Genomic DNA, 19,046 nt, shown 5'->3' with positions numbered 1-19,046 from the left:
CTGGCAACTCTTTTTTTCACCAGAATTTCTGTATAGTGCAATAATATTTCTTATAAAAACATTGTTTCCATTTTTTGTGCCTGTTAAAATCAAAGTGTAATAATATTCAGAAAAAACAAAGGGGGCGGGGAAATGGACATTTATACTGAAGAGCATGAGATGTTTAGAAAAGCTTTACGCAAAATGCTGGATAAAGAGGCATATCCATATTTTGAACAATGGGAAAAGGATCGGGATATTCCACGTGAGTTTTGGCTGAAGCTTGGGGAGAATGGCTTTTTATGTCCAATGGTGAGTGAAGAGTATGGGGGGCTTGCACTGGATTTTGGCTATTCTGCTATATTAACGGAGGAACTTGAGCGTGTCGGTGCAGGGTTAGCAAGCGGGATTTCACTTCATTCCGATATTGTGACACCTTATATTGAAGCATACGGGACAACTGGACAAAAGGAGAAATGGCTTCCTAAAAGCGTTACAGGCGAGTACATTTCAGCTATTGCTATGACGGAACCGGGTGCAGGCTCTGATCTTGCAGGCATTCAAACGACCGCGAAAAAAGATGGCGATTTTTATATTTTAAATGGTGAAAAAACGTTTATTACGAATGGCATACATGCAGATTATGTTGTTGTCGTTTGTAAAACAGATCCGCAGGCCACTCCGGCATATAAAGGTGTTAGTCTGCTTATTGTGGAAAATGGTACACCTGGTTTCAAGCGCGGAAAAAAACTCGATAAAATCGGAATGCACAGTGCAGATACAGGAGAGCTTATTTTTGAAGATGTACGTGTACCTGCAGAAAACCTTTTAGGGGAAGAAAACCGTGGCTTCTATTATTTAATGGAAAAACTGCAGCAGGAAAGACTTATTGTCGCTATAGAAACACAAATCGAGGCTGAATGCTGCTTAAAACTGACAGTAGACTATGTAAAAGAACGAAAGGCATTCGGCAGCCGCATCGCCGATTTCCAAAATACTCAATTCAAGTTAGCGGAAATGGCGACTGAAATTGACCTTGGCCGTACATATGTCGATAGTTTAATTGCCAAACATATTGCAGGAGAAGATATCGTGAAGGAAGTATCGATGGCCAAATGGTGGATCAGTGAAATGGCCAAGCGTGTCGTATCAGATTGTCTGCAGCTGCACGGTGGTTACGGTTATATGGAGGAATATGAAATCGCAAGACGATATCGTGATATTCCGGTAGCAGCAATTTACGCAGGAACGACCGAAATCATGAAGGGGATTATCGCAAAGCAAATTATAAAATAGTACTTACAAAGGGGATGGAATAATGAAAAACGTATATATCGTAGACGGGGCACGTACAGCATTTACAGCTTTTGGAGGTTCTTTTGCAACAACAGATGCAGTACAGCTTGGTACAAAAACAGCAGTGGAAGCGTTAAATCGCGCAAACGTACAGCCTGAGCAAGTGGACCATGTCATTTACGGGGGTGTAATTACAACAGGTGCAAACTCGGCATATTTAGCCCGTCATATCGGCCTTTATGCAGGTGTGCCAAAGGAAGTGCCAGCATTAACGTTAAACCGTCTTTGCGGATCGGGCATGCAATCTGTCGTATCGGCGGCTCAGATGATTCAGCTAGGTGAAGGGGATGTTGTACTCGCTGGGGGAGCGGAAAATATGTCCCAATCGCCATATTCGAATTTCGAGCAACGCTTCAGCGGTTCAAAACTGGGCAACCTAGAGTTTACAGATATGCTTCAAGCGACATTAACTGACCAGTATACAGGTTCAGGGATGGGCTTGACGGCAGAAAAGCTTGCTGAACAATATACGATTTCCCGCGAGGAACAAGATGCATTTGCACTTCTTTCAAACGAACGTGCAGCAAAAGCTCGTCAGGACGGCACCTTTGCGAAAGAGATTGTGCCGGTTGCTGTAGCTACGAGAAAAGGCGAGATTTTAATAGATCAGGATGAACATATTAAAGAAGGCGGTACACTGGAAAGCTTGGCAAAGTTACGCCCTGCATTTAAAAAGGACGGCTCAGTTACTGCTGCGAACGCTTCGGGAATTAACGACGGGGCAGCATCTGTCGTTGTCGCAAGTGAAGATTTTGTAAAGGAACAAGGGTTAAAGCCGTTAGCCCGCATCGTGTCATGGGGAATCGCTGGTGTAGATCCGACAATTATGGGAATCGGCCCGGCTCCGGCAATTCGTCAAGCATTGGAGCGTGCGAATTTAACAATTGAGGACATGGACTTAGTTGAAATTAATGAAGCATTTGCAGCCCAGTATATCGCAGTGGAAAAGGAACTTGGACTGGACCGTGAGAAAACGAATGTAAATGGTGGTGCAATTGCCCTCGGTCATCCGGTAGGTGCAAGTGGAACGAGAATCATCTTAACCGCTGCATACGAACTGCAACGACGCAACGGGAAGTATGCGGTAGCCAGTCTCTGTATCGGGGGCGGCCAGGGAATTGCTTTAATTATCGAGAGAGTTTAGAAACTAGGCGTGCCGGAAAGAGATTTCTGGCATGCTTTTTTGGTGTAGGCGTTTTTATTAGAACAATGGAGAAAGTTATTAGAAGAAATGAGGAGGTTATTAGAACTTCGGTGAACGCTTGAAGTTTATGGGCGAGTTTTTTAGTTCAAATCGTGTGGAAAAGCATACGGTTTAAATTTTTAGAACATTTATACGGGGTATTCGAAAATGTCGGAGCTTTATTAGAAAAAGGCTAGGTGATATTAGAACAAAGCGAACCGAACCGAATTAGCACAACGGACGGATATATTAGAAGATCGCCATTTTATTAGAACAAATTAAAATATATTAGATGATTTCCGAATTTATTAGAAAAAGCCCCAGCTTCCATGCGCCATTTTTCATTTGACACATCGCCTCCTTTTTTCGCTGAAAAGCACTAACCGACATCCCGCCAAATTTCCGCATTAATAACCGAATATGGTACACTAAAGCCAACGAATAAAAGGTGGTAAAACAATATGTCAGCAATTAGCTTATTAAACGAAACACTTCAAAATAAATGGTCGTTTGAAACGACAATGAAAATACAAGAGGAAATGATTCCTGCGATGGTTGAAGGAAAAGATATCGTAGCAGAATCACCGACAGGTTCAGGTAAAACACTAGCCTACACATTACCGATTTTAAATAAAGTAGACGGTAATAAGAAACAAACTCAGGCATTGATCGTTGCACCTTCACAGGAGCTTGCGATGCAGATCGTTGAAGTAATCCGTGACTGGACAGCAGGAACAGACATCACTGTGCAGCAACTAATCGGTGGTGCGAACTCGGCACGCCAAATCGAAAAATTAAAGAAAAAGCCAACAATTGTTGTTGGGACACCAGGTCGTCTCAATGAATTGGCACGCCAAGGTAAATTAAAACTAAAAGAAATCGAAACAATCGTTTTGGATGAATGCGATCAGCTTCTTAGCCGCGAGTACCGTGTAGTCGTAAAATCGTTTATCGAAAATGCTGCTTTTGGCCGTCAAGTCGTTGTCGTATCGGCTACGATTACAGAAGAGATCAAGCTTGTAGCAGAACGCTTAATGTTCGAACCGGTCAGCATCGAAATAAAGCCGGAAGATATGGTGAAGTTCGGCAAAGTTGTCCACTCTTTTGTAAAAGTAGATGAGCGGGACAAAACCGATATGCTTCGTCGATTAGCAAATATTGAAGGATTGCGCGGATTGGCATTTGTTAATAACATCGACCAAGTACTAATGAAACAGAACAAGCTGGAATACCGTGATGCGCCGATTGTAGCACTTCATTCAGATATGAAAAAAGATGAGCGTAAAAAAGCGCTGGATGCATTCCGAAAAGGGGAAGCACGCATTTTAATTGCGACAGATATTGCAGCACGAGGTTTAGATATTTCAGGTTTAACACATGTTATTCATGTTGATGTACCAAGAACAATCGAGCAATATACACACCGTTCTGGGCGTACAGGACGTGCCGGTGCAGACGGAGAAGTACTGACATTACTATCGTACAAAGACGAAAAGACATTCAAAAAATGGTTGCGCGATCTTTCCTTAAAAGGTGTTCAAAAAGTATGGACTCAAGGACAACTTGTCGAGGGGAATGCAAAGACAGTAACATCAAAAGCGGCACCTGCAGCGAACAAAGCAACAGAGAAAAAGCCGTATCAAGCAAAGTCCAATAAAAAAGGCATGACTTTTAGTAAGAAAAAGGAGAAATAATTCATGACATTCCAAGAGAAGTTAGAGCAATTTGCAGATTTAGCTGTTCGAATCGGAGTAAATATTCAAAAAGGCCAATATTTATTAATTAACACATCTACGGATACGCTGGACTTTACACGTATTGTTGTAAAAAAAGCATATGAAGCAGGCGCAAGCCGTGTTCATGTAAACTTAACTGATGCCAGCTTTGAGCGTGCTTATTATGAGAATGTTACGGTGGAAGAAACAGCTAATTTCCCGAAATGGGTTGTTGCACAACGTGAAGAATTAATTGAACGTAAAGGTGCACTTCTTTGGATCGATGCAGAAAATCCAGATTTACTGGCAGGTATTGACTCAGAAAAAATCGGAGCACAGCAAAAAGCAGCTGGTGCAGCATTAGTTAATTACCGTAAAGCTGTTATGAATGATGATATTGCATGGTCAATTATTGCTGTTCCTTCCCCGAAATGGGCGGCAAAAGTATTCCCTGATTTACAGGAACAAGAGCAGGTTCCTGCATTATGGGATGCAATTTTCAAAACAGTGCGTATTGGTGAAGGGGATGCAGTAGCAAACTGGCAAACTCATATTGAAAATTTACACGCACGTGCAGATCAGCTGAATAAGAAAAAGTATGCGAAGCTTCATTACACGGCACCTGGTACAGACTTGACGATTGAACTTCCGGACAAACATTTGTGGAAAAGCGGAAGCAGCGAAGCACCTGATGGCACGACATTCATCGCGAATATGCCGACAGAAGAAGTCTTTACACTGCCTGCAAAGTATGGTGTAAACGGCTATGTATCAAATACGAAGCCACTTGTTTATAAAGGTAATATTATTGATGATTTCAAGCTGACTTTTGAAAAAGGGAAGATTGTGAACGTTGAGGCAAAAGTAGGTCAGGACTTATTACAGCAGTTAGTTGCTTCTGATGAAGGGTCTTCATATCTGGGAGAAGTGGCATTAGTACCGCATGAATCACCTATTTCTTCATCAAATATTTTATATTACAACACATTATTCGATGAAAATGCCTCTAATCATTTAGCAATCGGTGAAGCATATCCGACGTGCTATGAAGGTGGTAAGGAACTTGAAAAGGGCCAACTGGAAGCGCTGGGCATTAATACATCGATCACACATGAAGATTTCATGATCGGCAGTGCGGAAATGGATATTGACGGAATTCTGGCAGATGGCACAACAGAACCGATTTTCAGAAAAGGTAATTGGGCATTCTAACAATTGAAGTGGGGTGAATAAATGCGAAAAATAATATTTAGTCTTATTTTTTGTATTGTTCTGTTTCCAACGGCAGCATTGGCCAATGAACGGGAAGTTTATATTGCACTTGGCGACTCTTTGGCAGCAGGGCAAACACCTTACAGTCAAATTGATGCAGGTTATACGGATTACATTGCTTTACAGCTGGAGAGACATGGTAAGCTCGGGCATTTTTCTAAAGAGCTTACTTTCCCCGGTTACCGTGTTGGAAATGTGATTGAAACCGTTCAGTCTGAAAAGGCTGAACCATTGCTAAGTGAAGCAACATTAATCACACTGTCAGCCGGAGCGAATAATTTACTGCCGCTTATTACACATAACCCGCAACAGGGAACACTCGTTTTTAGTCAGCTCAATACGAATTTCGCGTTAAATGAAGTGCGTACCCAAATGGGAGAGCTGCTTTCGTTAATTAATGAAAAGGCACCGAAAGCGGCAGTTTATGTACTTGGCTATTATTTTCCTTATGTAAGTGTTCATAAAGAACAGGCAGATGGAGCAGTAGAGGCGGTAAAGCTTTTAAATACGATACTGAAGCAGGAAACTGAAGCAGCAGGTTATATATTTGTAGATGTTTATGAAGCATTTGAACAGCAGCGCACAACATATTTGCCAAATGTGGCGGATGTGCATCCAAACCAGCTAGGGTACCGTATTATGGCTAATGAAATGTTGAAAAATTATAACGGGAATGAAGCACTCATTTTGCCGATCGATGCAATGCCGGCCCCAAACCCGAAAACATTTGAAGAAATACTTCAGCTGCAAAGGGAGTTAGCGGTAGAAGAAGTACCATATATCGCGCTGCATACGCTGGATCAACCGATACCGATATTTGTATAAAAAAAGCATTCCATCAAAAATCTTTTGAAGGAATGTTTTTTTGTTCAATTACTCACTCACAACGTGCGAACGAATATTCGTACGATGTGGTTTTTTTATTTTCCCTCATGTACACTTATAGTTATAAGATAGGAGGCGGTATTCATGAAAATTTTTCACACAGCAGATTGGCATTTAGGAAAAATAGTACAAGGTGTATCGATGACGAAAGACCAGCAATTTGTGCTTGAACAGTTTATCGAAGAAATTAGAAAAGAAAAGCCGGATGTCATCATTATTGCCGGAGATTTGTATGATCGGTCAGTACCACCGACAGATGCGATCCAACTATTAAATAAAACATTGAAAGAAATTTTAGTCGATGAAAAAACACCGATTTTAGCAATCGCTGGAAATCATGATAGCGCTACACGTTTAAATTTTGGCAGTGAATTTATGAAGGCGAGCGGTTTACATATCGTCGGTCATTTAGAAAAGAATATCGAACCAGTTATTATGCATGATGCGTATGGGGAAGTTCATTTTTATTTAGTACCTTTTGCAGAGCCGTCAATTGTACGGGCAGTATTTCATGATCAATCCGTTACATCGCATGAAGCGGCGATGGCGAAAATCATTGAACAGATTAAACAAACAATGGATTATACGAAACGCAATATTATAATCGGTCATGCCTTCATTACAAAAGACGGGATGCCGGAGCCGAATACAAGTGACTCTGAACGCAAATTGACGATTGGCGGGACGGAATGTATCAGCTCAGCATTATTCGAACCGTTCTGTTATACAGCGTTAGGACATTTACATCAGGCGCACTTTGTTGCAAGCGAGAAAATTCAATATTCCGGATCACCACTTAAGTATTCAGAATCTGAAGTGACACATAAAAAAGGATTTTTGGTTGTTGATTTAAAAGAAGACGGATCAGTGGCGATTGAAAAAAGGATGCTTACACCAGTACGGGATATGCGTGTCGTAACGGGAATGCTTGAGGATATATTGCAGCATAAAGTAAACGACGACTATGTATTTGTTAAATTGCAGGATGAACATTATGTAAAAGGTGCTGCCGAACTTGTCCGCACTGTTTATCCGAATGCTTTGCATATTGAACGAACGGTTGTGTATGCACAGCTTGAACAGCATGCGACAACTATGAACCGAGTTCAAATGGATGATTCGGAGCTGTTTGAACTATTTTACACGGAAATGACAGGCAAGCCTTTAAGTGATGAAATAAAAGAGATTTATACTGATGTATTAGAGCAGCTAATTGAAAATGAACGTGAAAAACAGGAGGTGCTGTAACGATGAAGCCAATAAAATTATCGATGACAGCATTTGGACCATATCATCAAAAAGAAGTCATTGATTTTACTAAACTCCATGAACATGGAATTTTTGTCGTTTCCGGTGCAACGGGCGCGGGAAAAACGACTATTTTTGATGCGATTACGTTTGCACTTTATGATTCTGGAAGTGGAGAGGATCGGGAAAAGTCGCTGTTTTTGCGCAGTGATTTTGCGGATGAAACTGTTGATACGGAAGTCGAACTAGAATTTGAAGTACGGGGTCGCCTTTACCGTATTTGGCGGAAATTTGGTCATGACGGAGCAAGTGCAAAGCGCGAGTTTTTTGAAATTACGGATGGGGTCATTGTGCCCGCTGTGGAGAAGTTTCAAGTGAAGCTCATTCAGTCGAAAGTTGAAGAACTGATCGGCTTAACACAGTCCCAGTTCAATCAGATCGTCATGCTGCCGCAAGGAGAATTTCAAAAGCTCCTCACTTCGGAATCAAAGCATAAAGAAGAGATTTTCCGGAAAATTTTCAAAACGGAACGCTTTACGAAAATGGTGGAACTGCTTAAAGAGAAAAAGAATATTGCTGAAAAGCATTATGAACAAGCAAAGATGCAGCAGGACAATACAATTCATGAAATTCGGTCCCGACTTCCGCAAAGAGAATCGGAATTGTTTTCAACGTTGAACAATGATGTCATTAATCTGTATCAAGTAAAGAGTGCCTTGCTGACAGAACAGCAATATTATGAGGGTCAATGTACTGCTTTAAAAGGTGAATATGATGCATCGAAAAAGGAATTACAAAAGTTAGTTAAAACATTAAATGAACAAAGACTGTTAAATGAACGGATTGAAAAGTTTTTAATACGGAAAGCGCGGCTCGAAGAATTATTGCAACAAAAAGATAAAATACAAGCGGAACAGCAGAAACTTATACTTGCCAAAAAGGCTAATCAAATAGAACCATTAGAACGTGAATATGATAAGGTGAAACGGCAGCTTGAACAAGCGGAAGTCTCCTTACAAAAAGCAAAGACTGACTATGAATGTGCACAAGAACAACTTCAGCAGGCGACAAATCATTATCAGGAGCAAAAACAGCAAGAACCATTGTTGGATAACTATACGAAATCGATTTCGCAGCTTGAGCAGCTTGTCCCGATTTATCAATCGATTAATACACAGCGGGAAAAGGTGGCAAAGCTTACAGAAAACCAAAAAAATGCCAAGCAATTATTTGATAAGCTGCAAAACGAAGCATTCTCTTTAAAAGAAAAACAACAGCAGCAGCAAGCCATTATAAATGAGCTGGAAGATGCGACCATTACATACCATGAAACGTATGAAGCACATGCTGCATTAGCACGGAAAATTGAAATGGTAAAAGAAGTGGCTGCAATACAAATAAATGTCGAAACTTTAGCGAAACAGCTTGCTGATAAGAAACAAGTTGCTGATGAAGCACAACAGAAGCTGCAAAATATGGAGCAGCAAATACGCAGCAACCAGGCAGCCTTTCTTGCAGCATCACTACAGCACGGGGCAGCATGTCCTGTATGTGGAAGCACAGAGCACCCATCCATTCATAACAGCGAAGCAGTTGTAATTGATGACAATGCATTGGCACAGCTGCGTCATGAAGGCGATCGGGCGATGCAAAGCTTTTACCAGGTCAATTCGAAATTTGATGTGGAAAAGGCAACGTTGGAACAAAAAAGAAGTGCGCTTCAGTTACTTGACGCTGAGCTTTCACAATTACATGAGTATGAACAGCAATTGGCCGTACTGACTGCGCAGTTGACAAAGCAAAAACAGCAGCAGGCACAGCTTATCAATGAAAAGAAAACGATGGCACAGCTTTCAGAAAATAAAGAAGTGCTGCAAGGGCGCATTGAAAAAGGGCAGCAATATGTAATCGATATTGATAAACAATATGCGCAGGAAAAAGGGAAGCTTGAGCAAAGTGAGCAATCATTATTGCCTCAGTTTTCTAGATTGGATGAAGTAACACAAGAATTGGCGAGCCAGCAGCAAAAACATCGCCATTTGAAAATTGCAATTCAAAATGCACTTGAAGCGATGCAAAAAATCCAATTGGATGAAAAATCTTGTGAAGTAAACCATCTCCATGCGAAAAATCTTGTAACAGAAAAACAGCAGGAATCTCTTTTAGCGCAAAAAGCATTTGAATCAGCATTGGAGCAGGAAGGTTTCGACTTGGAAACGTATAAGACTGCATTACTGCCTTTAAATGTACAGCAGCAAATTCAGGATGCGGTTGAAGCGTACAAACAAAGTGTTCATACATTATCTGTTCAAATTGCTGAGGAAGAACCTTTGCTCGAAGGAAAAGAACGAGCTGATTTAACGGCATGTGAGCAACTGATTCATGAGCTGAATGAGCAGATCGAGGCACAGTACTCGAAAATGACGTTGATCCAGTCCTATGTGGAGCAATGTGAGGAGACGCGCGATAAACTTGACCAATCCGCACAGCAGATTGAAAGCTATAAAGCGAAACTGATGCAAGTCGAACATGTTTATAATTTAATTCGCGGTCAAAATGATGCGAAGATTTCATTTGAGCGGTTTGTACAAATCGGCTATTTGGAAAAAGTGACGCATGCGGCAAATGAACGTTTGCGTGTCTTATCAAATGGCCAATACTTCCTGAAATCTACAGGAAGGAAAGAAGGAAATGCCCAAAGCGGACTCAGCATCGATGTATATGACAGTCATACAGGGCAAACGCGGGATGTAAAAACACTGTCCGGTGGTGAAAAATTCAATGCCTCACTTTCATTAGCTTTAGGAATGGCCGATGTTATTCAAAGTGTTCAAGGAAGTGTGCATATCGATACGATGTTTATTGATGAAGGATTCGGTACTTTGGATGAGGAAGCGTTAAGAAGAGCGATCGATATATTAATCGATCTTCAGCAAACAGGGCGCTTAATCGGCGTCATTTCCCATGTGGCCGAATTAAAAGCAGCAATGCCAGCTATTTTGCAAGTACAAAAGCTAAAAGAAGGCTACAGTAAAACTGAGATTATTATTAAGTAAGAAAAAAAACACATTTCCCTCCAGTTAAAGTGGGAAATGTGTTTTTTGCGTCAACGTTTTGGAGTTCGTCGTGAAGTTGCTGGTTGGGGTGTAGTTTTTTTGTTGTCCATCATTTTTTTAATGATCGGATACACGATTGGTCCATATTTAATTGCTGTTTTAATGAGTTTTTTTAATTTCATTAGTAAACACTCCTTAACGAATACATTTCGTATAAAAAATATACCCAAAGATGGAGCGTTCATAAACATTAACGTAAAACTTTAATCGCTTGAGCTAAATTCCATATCGCCAGGATAAACGTAATAACAACTAAAAAAATAAATCCGATAAAATGCGAACTAATAAAAAAGTCCTGAATGCTCAAGGTCAAAGTGTCATTCCAGGAAAGAACGGAAGTGAAAAAGTAAATCATATAAAAAATCCCTAACAGTATCGGTATGAGTTGGGTAATAAAAGCTTTTTTAGAATGGCCTTTAACGGCATCATCTTTCGTAACAATAAATATAATTAACGGTAAAATAAACGGTGCAAAATAAAAGCTCAAATAGCTCAGTGCACTTAAACCTTTCGATTGATCCATTATTTATCACTCCTTCGTATCTAGTATATGTAATTCTATTACGTTTCAAAATAATAGCTGTTGAAAGTTGTAAAAATATTCGTTACAATGAGCATGTTCAAACAATAAAAATTAGATGTACCACAAGGGGTGCCGAGAAAGTCGGCTGAGATTGTGCACGGGATTGCACTGACTCTTTGAACCTGTAAGTTAGCACTTGCGTAGGGATGTGGATAGAATCCGACTGTTCAAACGATAGTCAGGCTTTTGTCCTGATTATCGTTTTTTACTTTTTCTAAATACCTAGAAGAAGTAAAAGTTCCATTCTATCCCTCTTCACTTTTGTTACATCGGATAAAAGAAAGGGGCATTGTTATGGACAGAAAGAAATTATTGATGATGGTGGAGATAGCGATATTTGCTGCCATCGGACTTGTGTTGGATCAAGTATCATTTAAAATGTGGGCACAAGGCGGGTCAATCAGCTTTGTTATGGTACCGATCATGTTAATGGCCATTCGTTGGGGATTAACAGCAGGACTTGCAACAGGCTTGCTGATCGGCGTGATGCAAATGATGTTCGGTGCATACATTGTACACTGGCTTCAGGCTATTTTAGATTACGGCCTTGCATTTACAGTAGTAGGGTTAGCGGCAATTGTAAGAAAGCCGTTATTAGAGGCTGCACAATCGCTCAATAAAGTGAAAATGGCATTTTATATCGTCATTGGGGCACTTATAGGTGGTGCTTTAAGATTTGTATCGCACTTGCTTGCAGGTGTCGTGTTCTTTAAAGAATATGCAGGCGATGATAATGTATGGGCCTATTCAATTATCTACAACAGTACTTATATGGTACCTGCTACTATACTTACGGCAATTATCGCAGTTGTTTTATTCACATCTGCACCTCGTTTACTGCAAAAAGTAAAAACAACATAACGAATAGAAAACTCAAAGCTTGCAGTGAGGAATACTTTTCCTGCTGCAAGTTTTTTCATATTAATAGTAGAAAGTTGTACTAAATTAGTAATTAAACGGCAAATTTTAAAATCCTTGAACAATTACAACCGATTTTAAGTATGCTATAGTTAAGGATAGACATTGTTTAAGAGGAAGGAAGTTACACATGATTGTTACTACTCAAGAAGAAATCCAGGCGTTTAAAAAAATTGGACGCATTTGTGCTGAAATTCGTGAGGCGATGAAAGCTGCGACAGTACCTGGCGTGACAACGAAAGAATTAGATGAAATTGCAGGCCGTATGTTTGCGGAAGCAGGCGCGGTTTCGGGTCCTAAAGGTGAATACGATTTTCCGGGATATACATGCATTTCAGTAAATCACGAAGTTGCACATGGTATTCCAGGTAACAAGGTTATTCAGGAAGGCGATATCGTAAACATTGATGTTTCGGGCTCTTTAAACGGGTATTTTGCAGATACAGGTATTTCATTTGTTGTTGGTGAAGGTTATGAAGATAAAGAAAAACTTTGCACTGTAGCAAAATCAGCATTTGATCGTGCAATGACAAAGGTGAAAGCAGGTTCAAAATTAAATCAAATCGGTAAAGCAGTAGAGCGTGAAGCACGTGATCACGGGTTGACAGTAATTATGAACTTAACAGGTCATGGCTTAGGTAAATCATTACACGAAGAGCCAAACCATGTATTGAACTATTATGATGCTTGGGATACAACAATCATGAAAGAAGGCATGGTGTTGGCAGTAGAGCCGTTTATTTCGGCGAAGGCTGAGCATATCGTAGAATCAGGTGACGGCTGGACATTCATTACACCGGACAAATCATTAGTTGCCCAAATCGAACACTCGATTATCGTAACTAAAGACAAACCGATTATTTTAACAACATTAGAAGATTAAGTTATAAACGTGGGTGCATATATAAGTGCGCCCGCTTTTTTTTGTTCTATCAAAACAAGGCTTCAACATAAAATAATCAAACGATTCAAATAAATGACTGCAACAATTACCAATTCCATACACTTTCAAGTAAAATATACATAAATAACCGGAGTAGGGGAGGCAGCACTATTTGAAAAAGCTAAAAGATATGGATTTATCGCAAAAACTGGAGAAAGAGGTCTATAAGAAGCAATTGAAAGCTTTACAATACGAAATGCTAAACGCCCAGCAATTTTTATTCAACAATAAAATAGGCCTTATTATTGCATTTGAAGGTATGGATGCAGCGGGCAAAGGGGGAGCGATCAAGCGCCTAACTGAACGTATCGATCCGCGCGGGTTAATGGTATGGCCCATCTCAGCCCCGCAGCCCCATGAAATGCGGTATCATTATATGCAACGTTTCTGGAGAAAGTTGCCGCAGCATGGCCAAATCGCAATTTTCGACCGTTCCTGGTATGGGCGGGTACTTGTGGAGCGCATAGAAGGATTTGCTGAAGAGACAGAGTGGAAACGCGCTTATGAAGAAATTAATAGCTTTGAGAAACAATTGACAGATGAAGATTATATAATGATTAAATTTTGGATCCATATCGATTCCGATGAACAACTTAAACGTTTTAATGAAAGAGCAGCCGATCCGTATAAATCATGGAAATTGACGGCTGAAGATTGGCGGAATCGTGATAAATTTGATTTATATTGTGAGGCAGCCGATGAAATGTTCGAAAAAACCAATTCGGAAGACGCCCCTTGGCACTTAATAGCAGGGAACGACAAAAACTATGCACGTGTTCAAGTACTAAAAGAAACAGTTGCCCATATAGAAAAAGAAGTTACAAAACGGGGCATGAAGCTTACGAACATTTTCGAAAAAGGTAATGAAACAGCTCCAGATAAAGAAAAAACGGAATTTATAGATATAAAGCCAAAGCCTGTAAAATCAAAAAAGAAAAAGTTGAAAAAACGGTAGGCGAGCTTTGAAATGAAATGAAGGTGGTTCAATGAAAAGCTTATTCAAGCTATTTCACAAGAAGGAGGGTCCAATGGTTCAACTTATTGGGCAACAATGTTCGCTTCGCACATTCACCCCGTCCGATGCGAAAGGGTTGGCAAAATTACTAAGAGACAATAAAATGTATTGGTCCGAATTTGAACCATTACATCGAGATGAATTTTATACGGAACAAGTACAGTATAATAAAATTTTGGAAAGCATACATTTGCTGCAAACAAACCGTGAATTTTCTTTCGGGATTTTTTACAATGCAACAGGTCAATTAATCGGACATATTTCACTCTACTCAATTAAACGTTTACCTTATTCAAGTGGTTTTATCGGCTATTCAATGGATGAGAATTTCACAGGTAAAGGAATTGTTACAGAAGCGGTACGTATAGTAATGGAATTCGCTTTTATTACATTAAATCTTCACCGAATAGAGGCATATGTTGCACCACAAAATTCAGCTTCGATTCGTGTATTGGAAAAATCGGGTTTTACAAGAGAAGGATTATTGCGAGAGCTTTTGTATATAAACGGCAAATGGGTCGACCATTATATGTACGCCATTTTGCAGCGGGAACATAAAGGGACGACAATATAAAAAAGCGACAGTGCTCACTCCAGTAGTTAATTGAAGGGCACTGTCGCTTATTATTTAAATTTTATTTTTGGTCAACTGTGCCGTCCGTTACTAAATCCAGCTTTCCTGTTGCAGGGTCGATAATAAGACCATGTACAGGAACACCTTTTGGCATTAGTGGATGTGTTCTAACTAAATCAACACTTTTTAATACACTTGTTTCAACATCCCCAAAACCGCATAACCATTCTTTTAAATCAAATCGAGCGTAATTGATGACATCAATCGTTTCCTGTTTAACCCCTCGTTCAAGCATATGACCGATCATTACGTTCGGATCAACTGCACTCATCCCGCAGTCGTAGTGGCCGATAATATAGACTTCATCCGCCTGTAATTCATAAACTGCTACAAGTAAGCTACGCATAATCCCTCCGAACGGGTGATTTACGATTGCCCCTGCACTTTTTACAACTTTTACATCCCCATTGCGCAAATTCATTGCTTTTGGTAGTAATTCAACTAAACGTGTATCCATACAAGTTAAAACAACAATTTTTTTATCAGGATATTTTGTTGTAGCATACTGCTCATATTGTTTTTCATCTACGAATTTTCCGTTAAACTCTAAAATTGTTTGTAATGCAGACATTTGTTTTTCAAACCCCTTTCGATTCTATTATATTTTAAAATATTTTTTAGATAATTCAAACAAATGCGCATTAATAAAGTTAAATTTCTACTAAATAGAGAGAAGTATAGCAAAAATCCGCTACCCACAAAAAACAACCACCCTATGAGTGGTTGTAAAAAACTTTAATGATGATGGTGGCCATCCAATGATTTTTCGTTTGGCGCAAATGCGTTTGCCTTTGAATCTACTATAACAGAGTCGTGTGATTGTAAACCAATACGTAAGTACATAATAAACATAAATAAGAATACAAGAAGTATTACCGTAAATCCTAACACTATCGTATAAAAGTCAGATAAGAACGGATAATGGTGATCAAACATTATAAAAACTCCTCTCTATTTTAGTGATAACAATCATTAACCAATTATAACCTAATAAATTGGAACATTGTAGGGTAATTTAGTTAGTTAATGTAGAAAAAAATGTAAATATGGCGACATCTTGAAATTTTATTTATCTGTAAAAGAAGGATGCAATACAGCTGTTAAAATGCCCAATTCCCATTACGGAAAACGGCTTCAGCTTGTCCATCTGCTGTAATTCCGTCAATATTCATCTGTTCAGAGCCGATCATGAAGTCGACATGTGTAATACTTTCGTTTAAACCGTTAGCTTTTAACTCATCACGAGACATTGACTTTCCGCCTTCGATACAAAATGCATAGGCGCTGCCGATTGCCAAATGGTTTGATGCATTTTCATCGAATAATGTATTGTAAAATAAAATATTCGACTGTGAAATTGGAGAATGGAATGGAACAAGTGCCACTTCCCCTAAATAATGTGAGCCCTCATCTGTAGCAACTAGATTTTTTAACACTTCTTCACCTTGCTCGGCCTCTACTTTAACAATGCGCCCATTTTCAAATGTGAGTGTGAAGTTATCGATAATATTACCGCCATAGCTTAATGGTTTTGTACTAGATACATACCCGTTTACACCATCTTTATGCGGTACTGTGAAAACTTCTTCAGTCGGCATATTTGCCATGAACTCTTCGCCTTTTTCATTGACGCTGCCTGCTCCACACCATAAATGTCCTTTAGGAAGCTCGATCGTCAAGTCCGTCCCAGGTGCTGTATAATGCAATTTCGCATAATTTTTATTGTTTAAGTAATCAACTTTTTCATGCAAGTTGTCATTATGCTGTGCCCAAGCTTCTACCGGGTTATCCAAATCCGCACGTGTCGCTTTAAAGATGGCATCCCATAATGCATCTACCTGCTTTTCTTCCGGTAAATCCGGGAATACTTTGCGAGCCCATTGTTTTGATGGAGCTGCAATAACAGTCCAGCTAATTTTATCCGACTGAACATATTGACGGTACTTGTTTAATGCAGTGCCTGAAGCCTTCTGGAATGCTGCAATTCGTTTTGAATCAATCCCCGACAGTAAATCCGGACTTTGAGATACGATGCTCATAAATGCCGCTCCTTCTTCAGCAAGCCATTCACGCTCCTGTACTTTCCATGGCGGGAAGAAATCGAAAGAATCTTCAGATGCCAACTCATAACGAGTACGTGTAATTTGATCATCTGTATAATCTACAAAAACTTGTTTAGCGCCAACTTCATAAGCGATTTTTGTCACTACTTGTACAAAAGGTGCCGATTCGATAGAAGCTGCAATATACAAATATTGATTTGGTTGAATATTAACCCCGATTTTTACTGCCAGTTCTGCGTATTTCGTCAAATTTGCTTCGAACATAGAATTCATTGATTCATTCCTCCAATAATTATCTTAAAAATTAGTTAATTCCCAACGCATTAATAGTCATATTCAAGCTTAGAAAAGAACAATAATGTGTCAAAAACAAAAAAATCTTCTTATAACTAGTGTAAAGGAAGTTAATAAAAATTTAAATATACCGAAATAAAGAAAAGACATCGTAATTTGGAGGTACTATATATGGATATATCATCAGTTGTTGGGGTTATCATCGCCTTTATCGCCCTGTTAGTCGGGATGTTCTTAAAAGGCGTTACACCGGAAGTGTTAATAAACCCTGCTGCGATTTTAATTATTATTTTCGGTACGATTGCTGCAGTTACAATCGCTTTCCCGATGAAGGAACTAAAAAGGGTTCCAAAGCTTTTTAAAATTTTATTTTCAGAAACAAAACTCGCAAGTGATATCGACTTGATTAAAATGTTTTCACAATGGGCAGATTTGGCTCGTCGTGAAGGACTATTGGCATTAGAAAGCAAAGCAGCCGAAATTGAAGATCCGTTTTTAAAAAATGGTTTAACATTAGCGATTGATGGTCAAAACGCAGACTATATTCGCGATGTATTAACAGAGGAAGTTGAAGCGCTGGAAGATCGCCATGCAAGTGGTGCAGGCATTTTCTCGCAAGCAGGTACATATGCACCGACACTTGGGGTATTAGGTGCTGTAGTAGGTCTTATTGCCGCATTAAAGGACATGACCGATATTGATAAATTAGGACATGCCATCTCAGCGGCCTTTGTTGCAACGTTATTGGGTATCTTCACTGGTTACGTTTTATGGCATCCATTTGCCAACAAGCTAAAACGCAAATCTGCTGTAGAAGTTAAGCAAAAGCTAATGATGATTGAAGGGATTTTATCCGTACTTGAAGGTGAAGCGCCTCGTGTAATCGAGCAGAAGCTGGCTTCATACTTAACGATGGAAGAACGTAAGCAAATTACCGAAAGCGGGGCGGGTGGCCTTGGCAAAGAAGCGTAAAAGACATAAAAAGCATGAGGAGCATATTGACGAGTCCTGGTTAGTACCTTATGCAGATATATTAACGTTATTATTAGCATTATTTATTGTACTATTTGCATCAAGCTCAGTGGATGAGAAAAAATTGGAGCAAATGTCTGCAGTATTTAATAATATTTTTACCGGTGGCACAGGTGTAATGGACAACTCATCTATCATACAAACACCGGATAACTCTACACCAACAGGTATCTCTAAATATATGGAAGATCAGCAACGCCTACATGAAACGCAAAACCGTGTGGACGAGTTTATTGCGATTAATGAGCTGGAAGACCAGTTTGAAACGAAAATGACAGAAGAGGGATTATTAATTACCATTCGGGACAGTATTTTATTCGATATGGGACGAGCAGATGTGAAAGCGGAATATGCAACAATTGCTGACGAGCTTGCTCAATTATTAATGTTTGATCCACCGCGTAATATTGTCATCACTGGTCATACAGATAATGTACCGATTAAGACACCTGAATTTGATTCCAACTGGGATCTGTCTGTAATGCGTGCAGTAAACTTCATGAAAGAAATCGTTTCGGGAAATGAACAACTTGATTCCAAATACTTCAGTGTAAAAGGTTTCGGAGAATTCCAGCCGATAGCTACGAATGATACTCAAGAAGGCAGAGCCAAAAACCGCCGTGTTGAAGTGCTCGTACAGCCACGTATAGCAGAAAATGGCGATGTAATAGTAGAATAGCAAGAAAGCTGTTTGGAAGGGAAACCTTCTGAACAGCTTTTTTATTATGTCACAGCTCATAAAAGAAGAAAGTACTTCCATACTACGCAAGACGAAAAATTTAATATTAATTTGACATTTAGTAAACAAAA

The 19,046-nt window shown here is 39.6% G+C and carries 18 protein-coding genes and 1 riboswitch; of the genes, 13 read left to right on the top strand and 5 right to left on the bottom strand.

What is annotated here, in order from left to right; all coding sequences use genetic code 11:
• Positions 1 to 132: 132 nt before the first annotated feature.
• The 7 genes from M3166_RS15215 to M3166_RS15185 all read left to right on the top strand — a co-directional run bounded on the left by M3166_RS15215 (position 133) and on the right by M3166_RS15185 (position 10,694).
• A complete protein-coding gene (locus M3166_RS15215; RefSeq protein WP_251690708.1) occupies positions 133 to 1,275 on the top strand; it encodes an acyl-CoA dehydrogenase family protein in 1,143 nt (380 codons plus the stop codon).
• 22 nt (positions 1,276 to 1,297) lie between these two features.
• Positions 1,298 to 2,479: an acetyl-CoA C-acetyltransferase gene (locus M3166_RS15210; RefSeq protein ID WP_251690707.1), complete on the top strand. Its 1,182-nt coding sequence runs from the start codon at positions 1,298 to 1,300 to the stop codon at positions 2,477 to 2,479.
• 500 nt (positions 2,480 to 2,979) lie between these two features.
• Positions 2,980 to 4,212 carry a DEAD/DEAH box helicase gene (locus M3166_RS15205; protein ID WP_251690706.1) on the top strand — a complete coding sequence of 411 codons (1,233 nt, stop codon included), beginning with the start codon at positions 2,980 to 2,982 and terminating at the stop codon, positions 4,210 to 4,212.
• 3 nt (positions 4,213 to 4,215) lie between these two features.
• Positions 4,216 to 5,445 carry an aminopeptidase gene (locus tag M3166_RS15200; protein ID WP_251690705.1) on the top strand — a complete coding sequence of 410 codons (1,230 nt, stop codon included), beginning with the start codon at positions 4,216 to 4,218 and terminating at the stop codon, positions 5,443 to 5,445.
• A gap of 21 nt (positions 5,446 to 5,466) precedes the next feature.
• Complete coding sequence (locus M3166_RS15195; protein WP_251690704.1) at positions 5,467 to 6,330, top strand: SGNH/GDSL hydrolase family protein; 864 nt, start codon at positions 5,467 to 5,469, stop codon at positions 6,328 to 6,330.
• 144 nt (positions 6,331 to 6,474) lie between these two features.
• Positions 6,475 to 7,638 carry an exonuclease SbcCD subunit D gene (locus M3166_RS15190; protein WP_251690703.1) on the top strand — a complete coding sequence of 388 codons (1,164 nt, stop codon included), beginning with the start codon at positions 6,475 to 6,477 and terminating at the stop codon, positions 7,636 to 7,638.
• Between the two features lie 2 nt (positions 7,639 to 7,640).
• Positions 7,641 to 10,694 (top strand): AAA family ATPase, encoded by a 3,054-nt coding sequence (locus M3166_RS15185; RefSeq protein WP_251690702.1) that lies wholly within the window; start codon positions 7,641 to 7,643, stop codon positions 10,692 to 10,694.
• A 50-nt stretch (positions 10,695 to 10,744) separates the two neighbouring features.
• Here the strand turns inward: M3166_RS15185 and M3166_RS19405 are convergent, their stop codons facing one another.
• Together M3166_RS19405 and M3166_RS15180 are read right to left on the bottom strand one after the other, a co-directional pair.
• Positions 10,745 to 10,876 carry a hypothetical protein gene (locus M3166_RS19405; protein WP_285848937.1) on the bottom strand — a complete coding sequence of 44 codons (132 nt, stop codon included), beginning with the start codon at positions 10,874 to 10,876 and terminating at the stop codon, positions 10,745 to 10,747.
• A gap of 68 nt (positions 10,877 to 10,944) precedes the next feature.
• Positions 10,945 to 11,277, bottom strand: a complete 333-nt coding sequence (locus tag M3166_RS15180) for a DUF4870 domain-containing protein (RefSeq protein WP_251690701.1) — start codon at positions 11,275 to 11,277, stop codon at positions 10,945 to 10,947.
• Between the two features lie 115 nt (positions 11,278 to 11,392).
• A riboswitch (TPP riboswitch) is annotated at positions 11,393 to 11,501 on the top strand.
• Positions 11,502 to 11,631: 130 nt separating this feature from the next.
• Here M3166_RS15180 and thiT point away from each other — a divergent pair.
• The 4 genes from thiT to M3166_RS15160 all read left to right on the top strand — a co-directional run bounded on the left by thiT (position 11,632) and on the right by M3166_RS15160 (position 14,787).
• Entirely contained in the window at positions 11,632 to 12,198 is a 567-nt protein-coding gene (gene thiT / locus M3166_RS15175; RefSeq protein WP_251690700.1) for an energy-coupled thiamine transporter ThiT, read from the top strand.
• Positions 12,199 to 12,385: 187 nt separating this feature from the next.
• Entirely contained in the window at positions 12,386 to 13,138 is a 753-nt protein-coding gene (gene map / locus M3166_RS15170) for a type I methionyl aminopeptidase (RefSeq protein ID WP_251690699.1), read from the top strand.
• A gap of 172 nt (positions 13,139 to 13,310) precedes the next feature.
• Positions 13,311 to 14,153 carry a polyphosphate kinase 2 family protein gene (locus M3166_RS15165; RefSeq protein WP_251690698.1) on the top strand — a complete coding sequence of 281 codons (843 nt, stop codon included), beginning with the start codon at positions 13,311 to 13,313 and terminating at the stop codon, positions 14,151 to 14,153.
• Between the two features lie 73 nt (positions 14,154 to 14,226).
• A complete protein-coding gene (locus tag M3166_RS15160) occupies positions 14,227 to 14,787 on the top strand; it encodes a GNAT family N-acetyltransferase (RefSeq protein WP_251690697.1) in 561 nt (186 codons plus the stop codon).
• Positions 14,788 to 14,848: 61 nt separating this feature from the next.
• On the opposite strand, the gene M3166_RS15155 is transcribed toward M3166_RS15160, so the two are convergent.
• From M3166_RS15155 to M3166_RS15145, 3 genes are all read right to left on the bottom strand, one after another.
• The gene (locus M3166_RS15155) at positions 14,849 to 15,418 is read right to left on the bottom strand and encodes a beta-class carbonic anhydrase (RefSeq protein ID WP_251690696.1); all 570 of its coding nucleotides are present in this window, start codon (positions 15,416 to 15,418) and stop codon (positions 14,849 to 14,851) included.
• 164 nt (positions 15,419 to 15,582) lie between these two features.
• Positions 15,583 to 15,783, bottom strand: a complete 201-nt coding sequence (locus M3166_RS15150) for a hypothetical protein (protein WP_251690695.1) — start codon at positions 15,781 to 15,783, stop codon at positions 15,583 to 15,585.
• Positions 15,784 to 15,947: 164 nt separating this feature from the next.
• Complete coding sequence (locus tag M3166_RS15145; RefSeq protein ID WP_251690694.1) at positions 15,948 to 17,183, bottom strand: aminopeptidase; 1,236 nt, start codon at positions 17,181 to 17,183, stop codon at positions 15,948 to 15,950.
• 192 nt (positions 17,184 to 17,375) lie between these two features.
• On the opposite strand from M3166_RS15145, the gene motA reads away from it, so the two are divergent.
• Both motA and motB read left to right on the top strand, forming a co-directional pair.
• The gene (motA, locus tag M3166_RS15140) at positions 17,376 to 18,176 is read left to right on the top strand and encodes a flagellar motor stator protein MotA (protein WP_251690693.1); all 801 of its coding nucleotides are present in this window, start codon (positions 17,376 to 17,378) and stop codon (positions 18,174 to 18,176) included.
• Positions 18,160 to 18,915, top strand: a complete 756-nt coding sequence (motB, locus tag M3166_RS15135; RefSeq protein WP_008405690.1) for a flagellar motor protein MotB — start codon at positions 18,160 to 18,162, stop codon at positions 18,913 to 18,915. Before motA ends, motB begins: the two co-directional genes overlap by 17 nt.
• Positions 18,916 to 19,046: the final 131 nt, after the last annotated feature.

Source organism: Solibacillus isronensis (genome assembly GCF_023715405.1).
Classification (GTDB): domain Bacteria; phylum Bacillota; class Bacilli; order Bacillales_A; family Planococcaceae; genus Solibacillus; species Solibacillus isronensis_B.
The sequence above is the reverse complement of the archived record's forward strand: the minus strand, read 5'-3'. Positions and strand labels throughout refer to the sequence as shown.

What these genes read in the sequence shown, in the direction of transcription:
- M3166_RS15195 (WP_251690704.1), top strand. Translation starts at nt 5,467, where the DNA reads ATGCGAAAAATAATATTTAGTCTTATTTTTTGTATTGTTCTGTTTCCA.
- M3166_RS15215 (WP_251690708.1), top strand. Translation starts at nt 133, where the DNA reads ATGGACATTTATACTGAAGAGCATGAGATGTTTAGAAAAGCTTTACGC.
- thiT (WP_251690700.1), top strand. Translation starts at nt 11,632, where the DNA reads ATGGACAGAAAGAAATTATTGATGATGGTGGAGATAGCGATATTTGCT.
- M3166_RS15160 (WP_251690697.1), top strand. Translation starts at nt 14,227, where the DNA reads ATGGTTCAACTTATTGGGCAACAATGTTCGCTTCGCACATTCACCCCG.
- M3166_RS15185 (WP_251690702.1), top strand. Translation starts at nt 7,641, where the DNA reads ATGAAGCCAATAAAATTATCGATGACAGCATTTGGACCATATCATCAA.
- M3166_RS15145 (WP_251690694.1), bottom strand. Translation starts at nt 17,183, where the DNA reads ATGAATTCTATGTTCGAAGCAAATTTGACGAAATACGCAGAACTGGCA.
- M3166_RS15205 (WP_251690706.1), top strand. Translation starts at nt 2,980, where the DNA reads ATGTCAGCAATTAGCTTATTAAACGAAACACTTCAAAATAAATGGTCG.
- M3166_RS19405 (WP_285848937.1), bottom strand. Translation starts at nt 10,876, where the DNA reads ATGAAATTAAAAAAACTCATTAAAACAGCAATTAAATATGGACCAATC.
- M3166_RS15155 (WP_251690696.1), bottom strand. Translation starts at nt 15,418, where the DNA reads ATGTCTGCATTACAAACAATTTTAGAGTTTAACGGAAAATTCGTAGAT.
- M3166_RS15150 (WP_251690695.1), bottom strand. Translation starts at nt 15,783, where the DNA reads ATGTTTGATCACCATTATCCGTTCTTATCTGACTTTTATACGATAGTG.
- M3166_RS15200 (WP_251690705.1), top strand. Translation starts at nt 4,216, where the DNA reads ATGACATTCCAAGAGAAGTTAGAGCAATTTGCAGATTTAGCTGTTCGA.
- M3166_RS15190 (WP_251690703.1), top strand. Translation starts at nt 6,475, where the DNA reads ATGAAAATTTTTCACACAGCAGATTGGCATTTAGGAAAAATAGTACAA.
- motA (WP_251690693.1), top strand. Translation starts at nt 17,376, where the DNA reads ATGGATATATCATCAGTTGTTGGGGTTATCATCGCCTTTATCGCCCTG.
- map (WP_251690699.1), top strand. Translation starts at nt 12,386, where the DNA reads ATGATTGTTACTACTCAAGAAGAAATCCAGGCGTTTAAAAAAATTGGA.
- M3166_RS15180 (WP_251690701.1), bottom strand. Translation starts at nt 11,277, where the DNA reads ATGGATCAATCGAAAGGTTTAAGTGCACTGAGCTATTTGAGCTTTTAT.
- M3166_RS15210 (WP_251690707.1), top strand. Translation starts at nt 1,298, where the DNA reads ATGAAAAACGTATATATCGTAGACGGGGCACGTACAGCATTTACAGCT.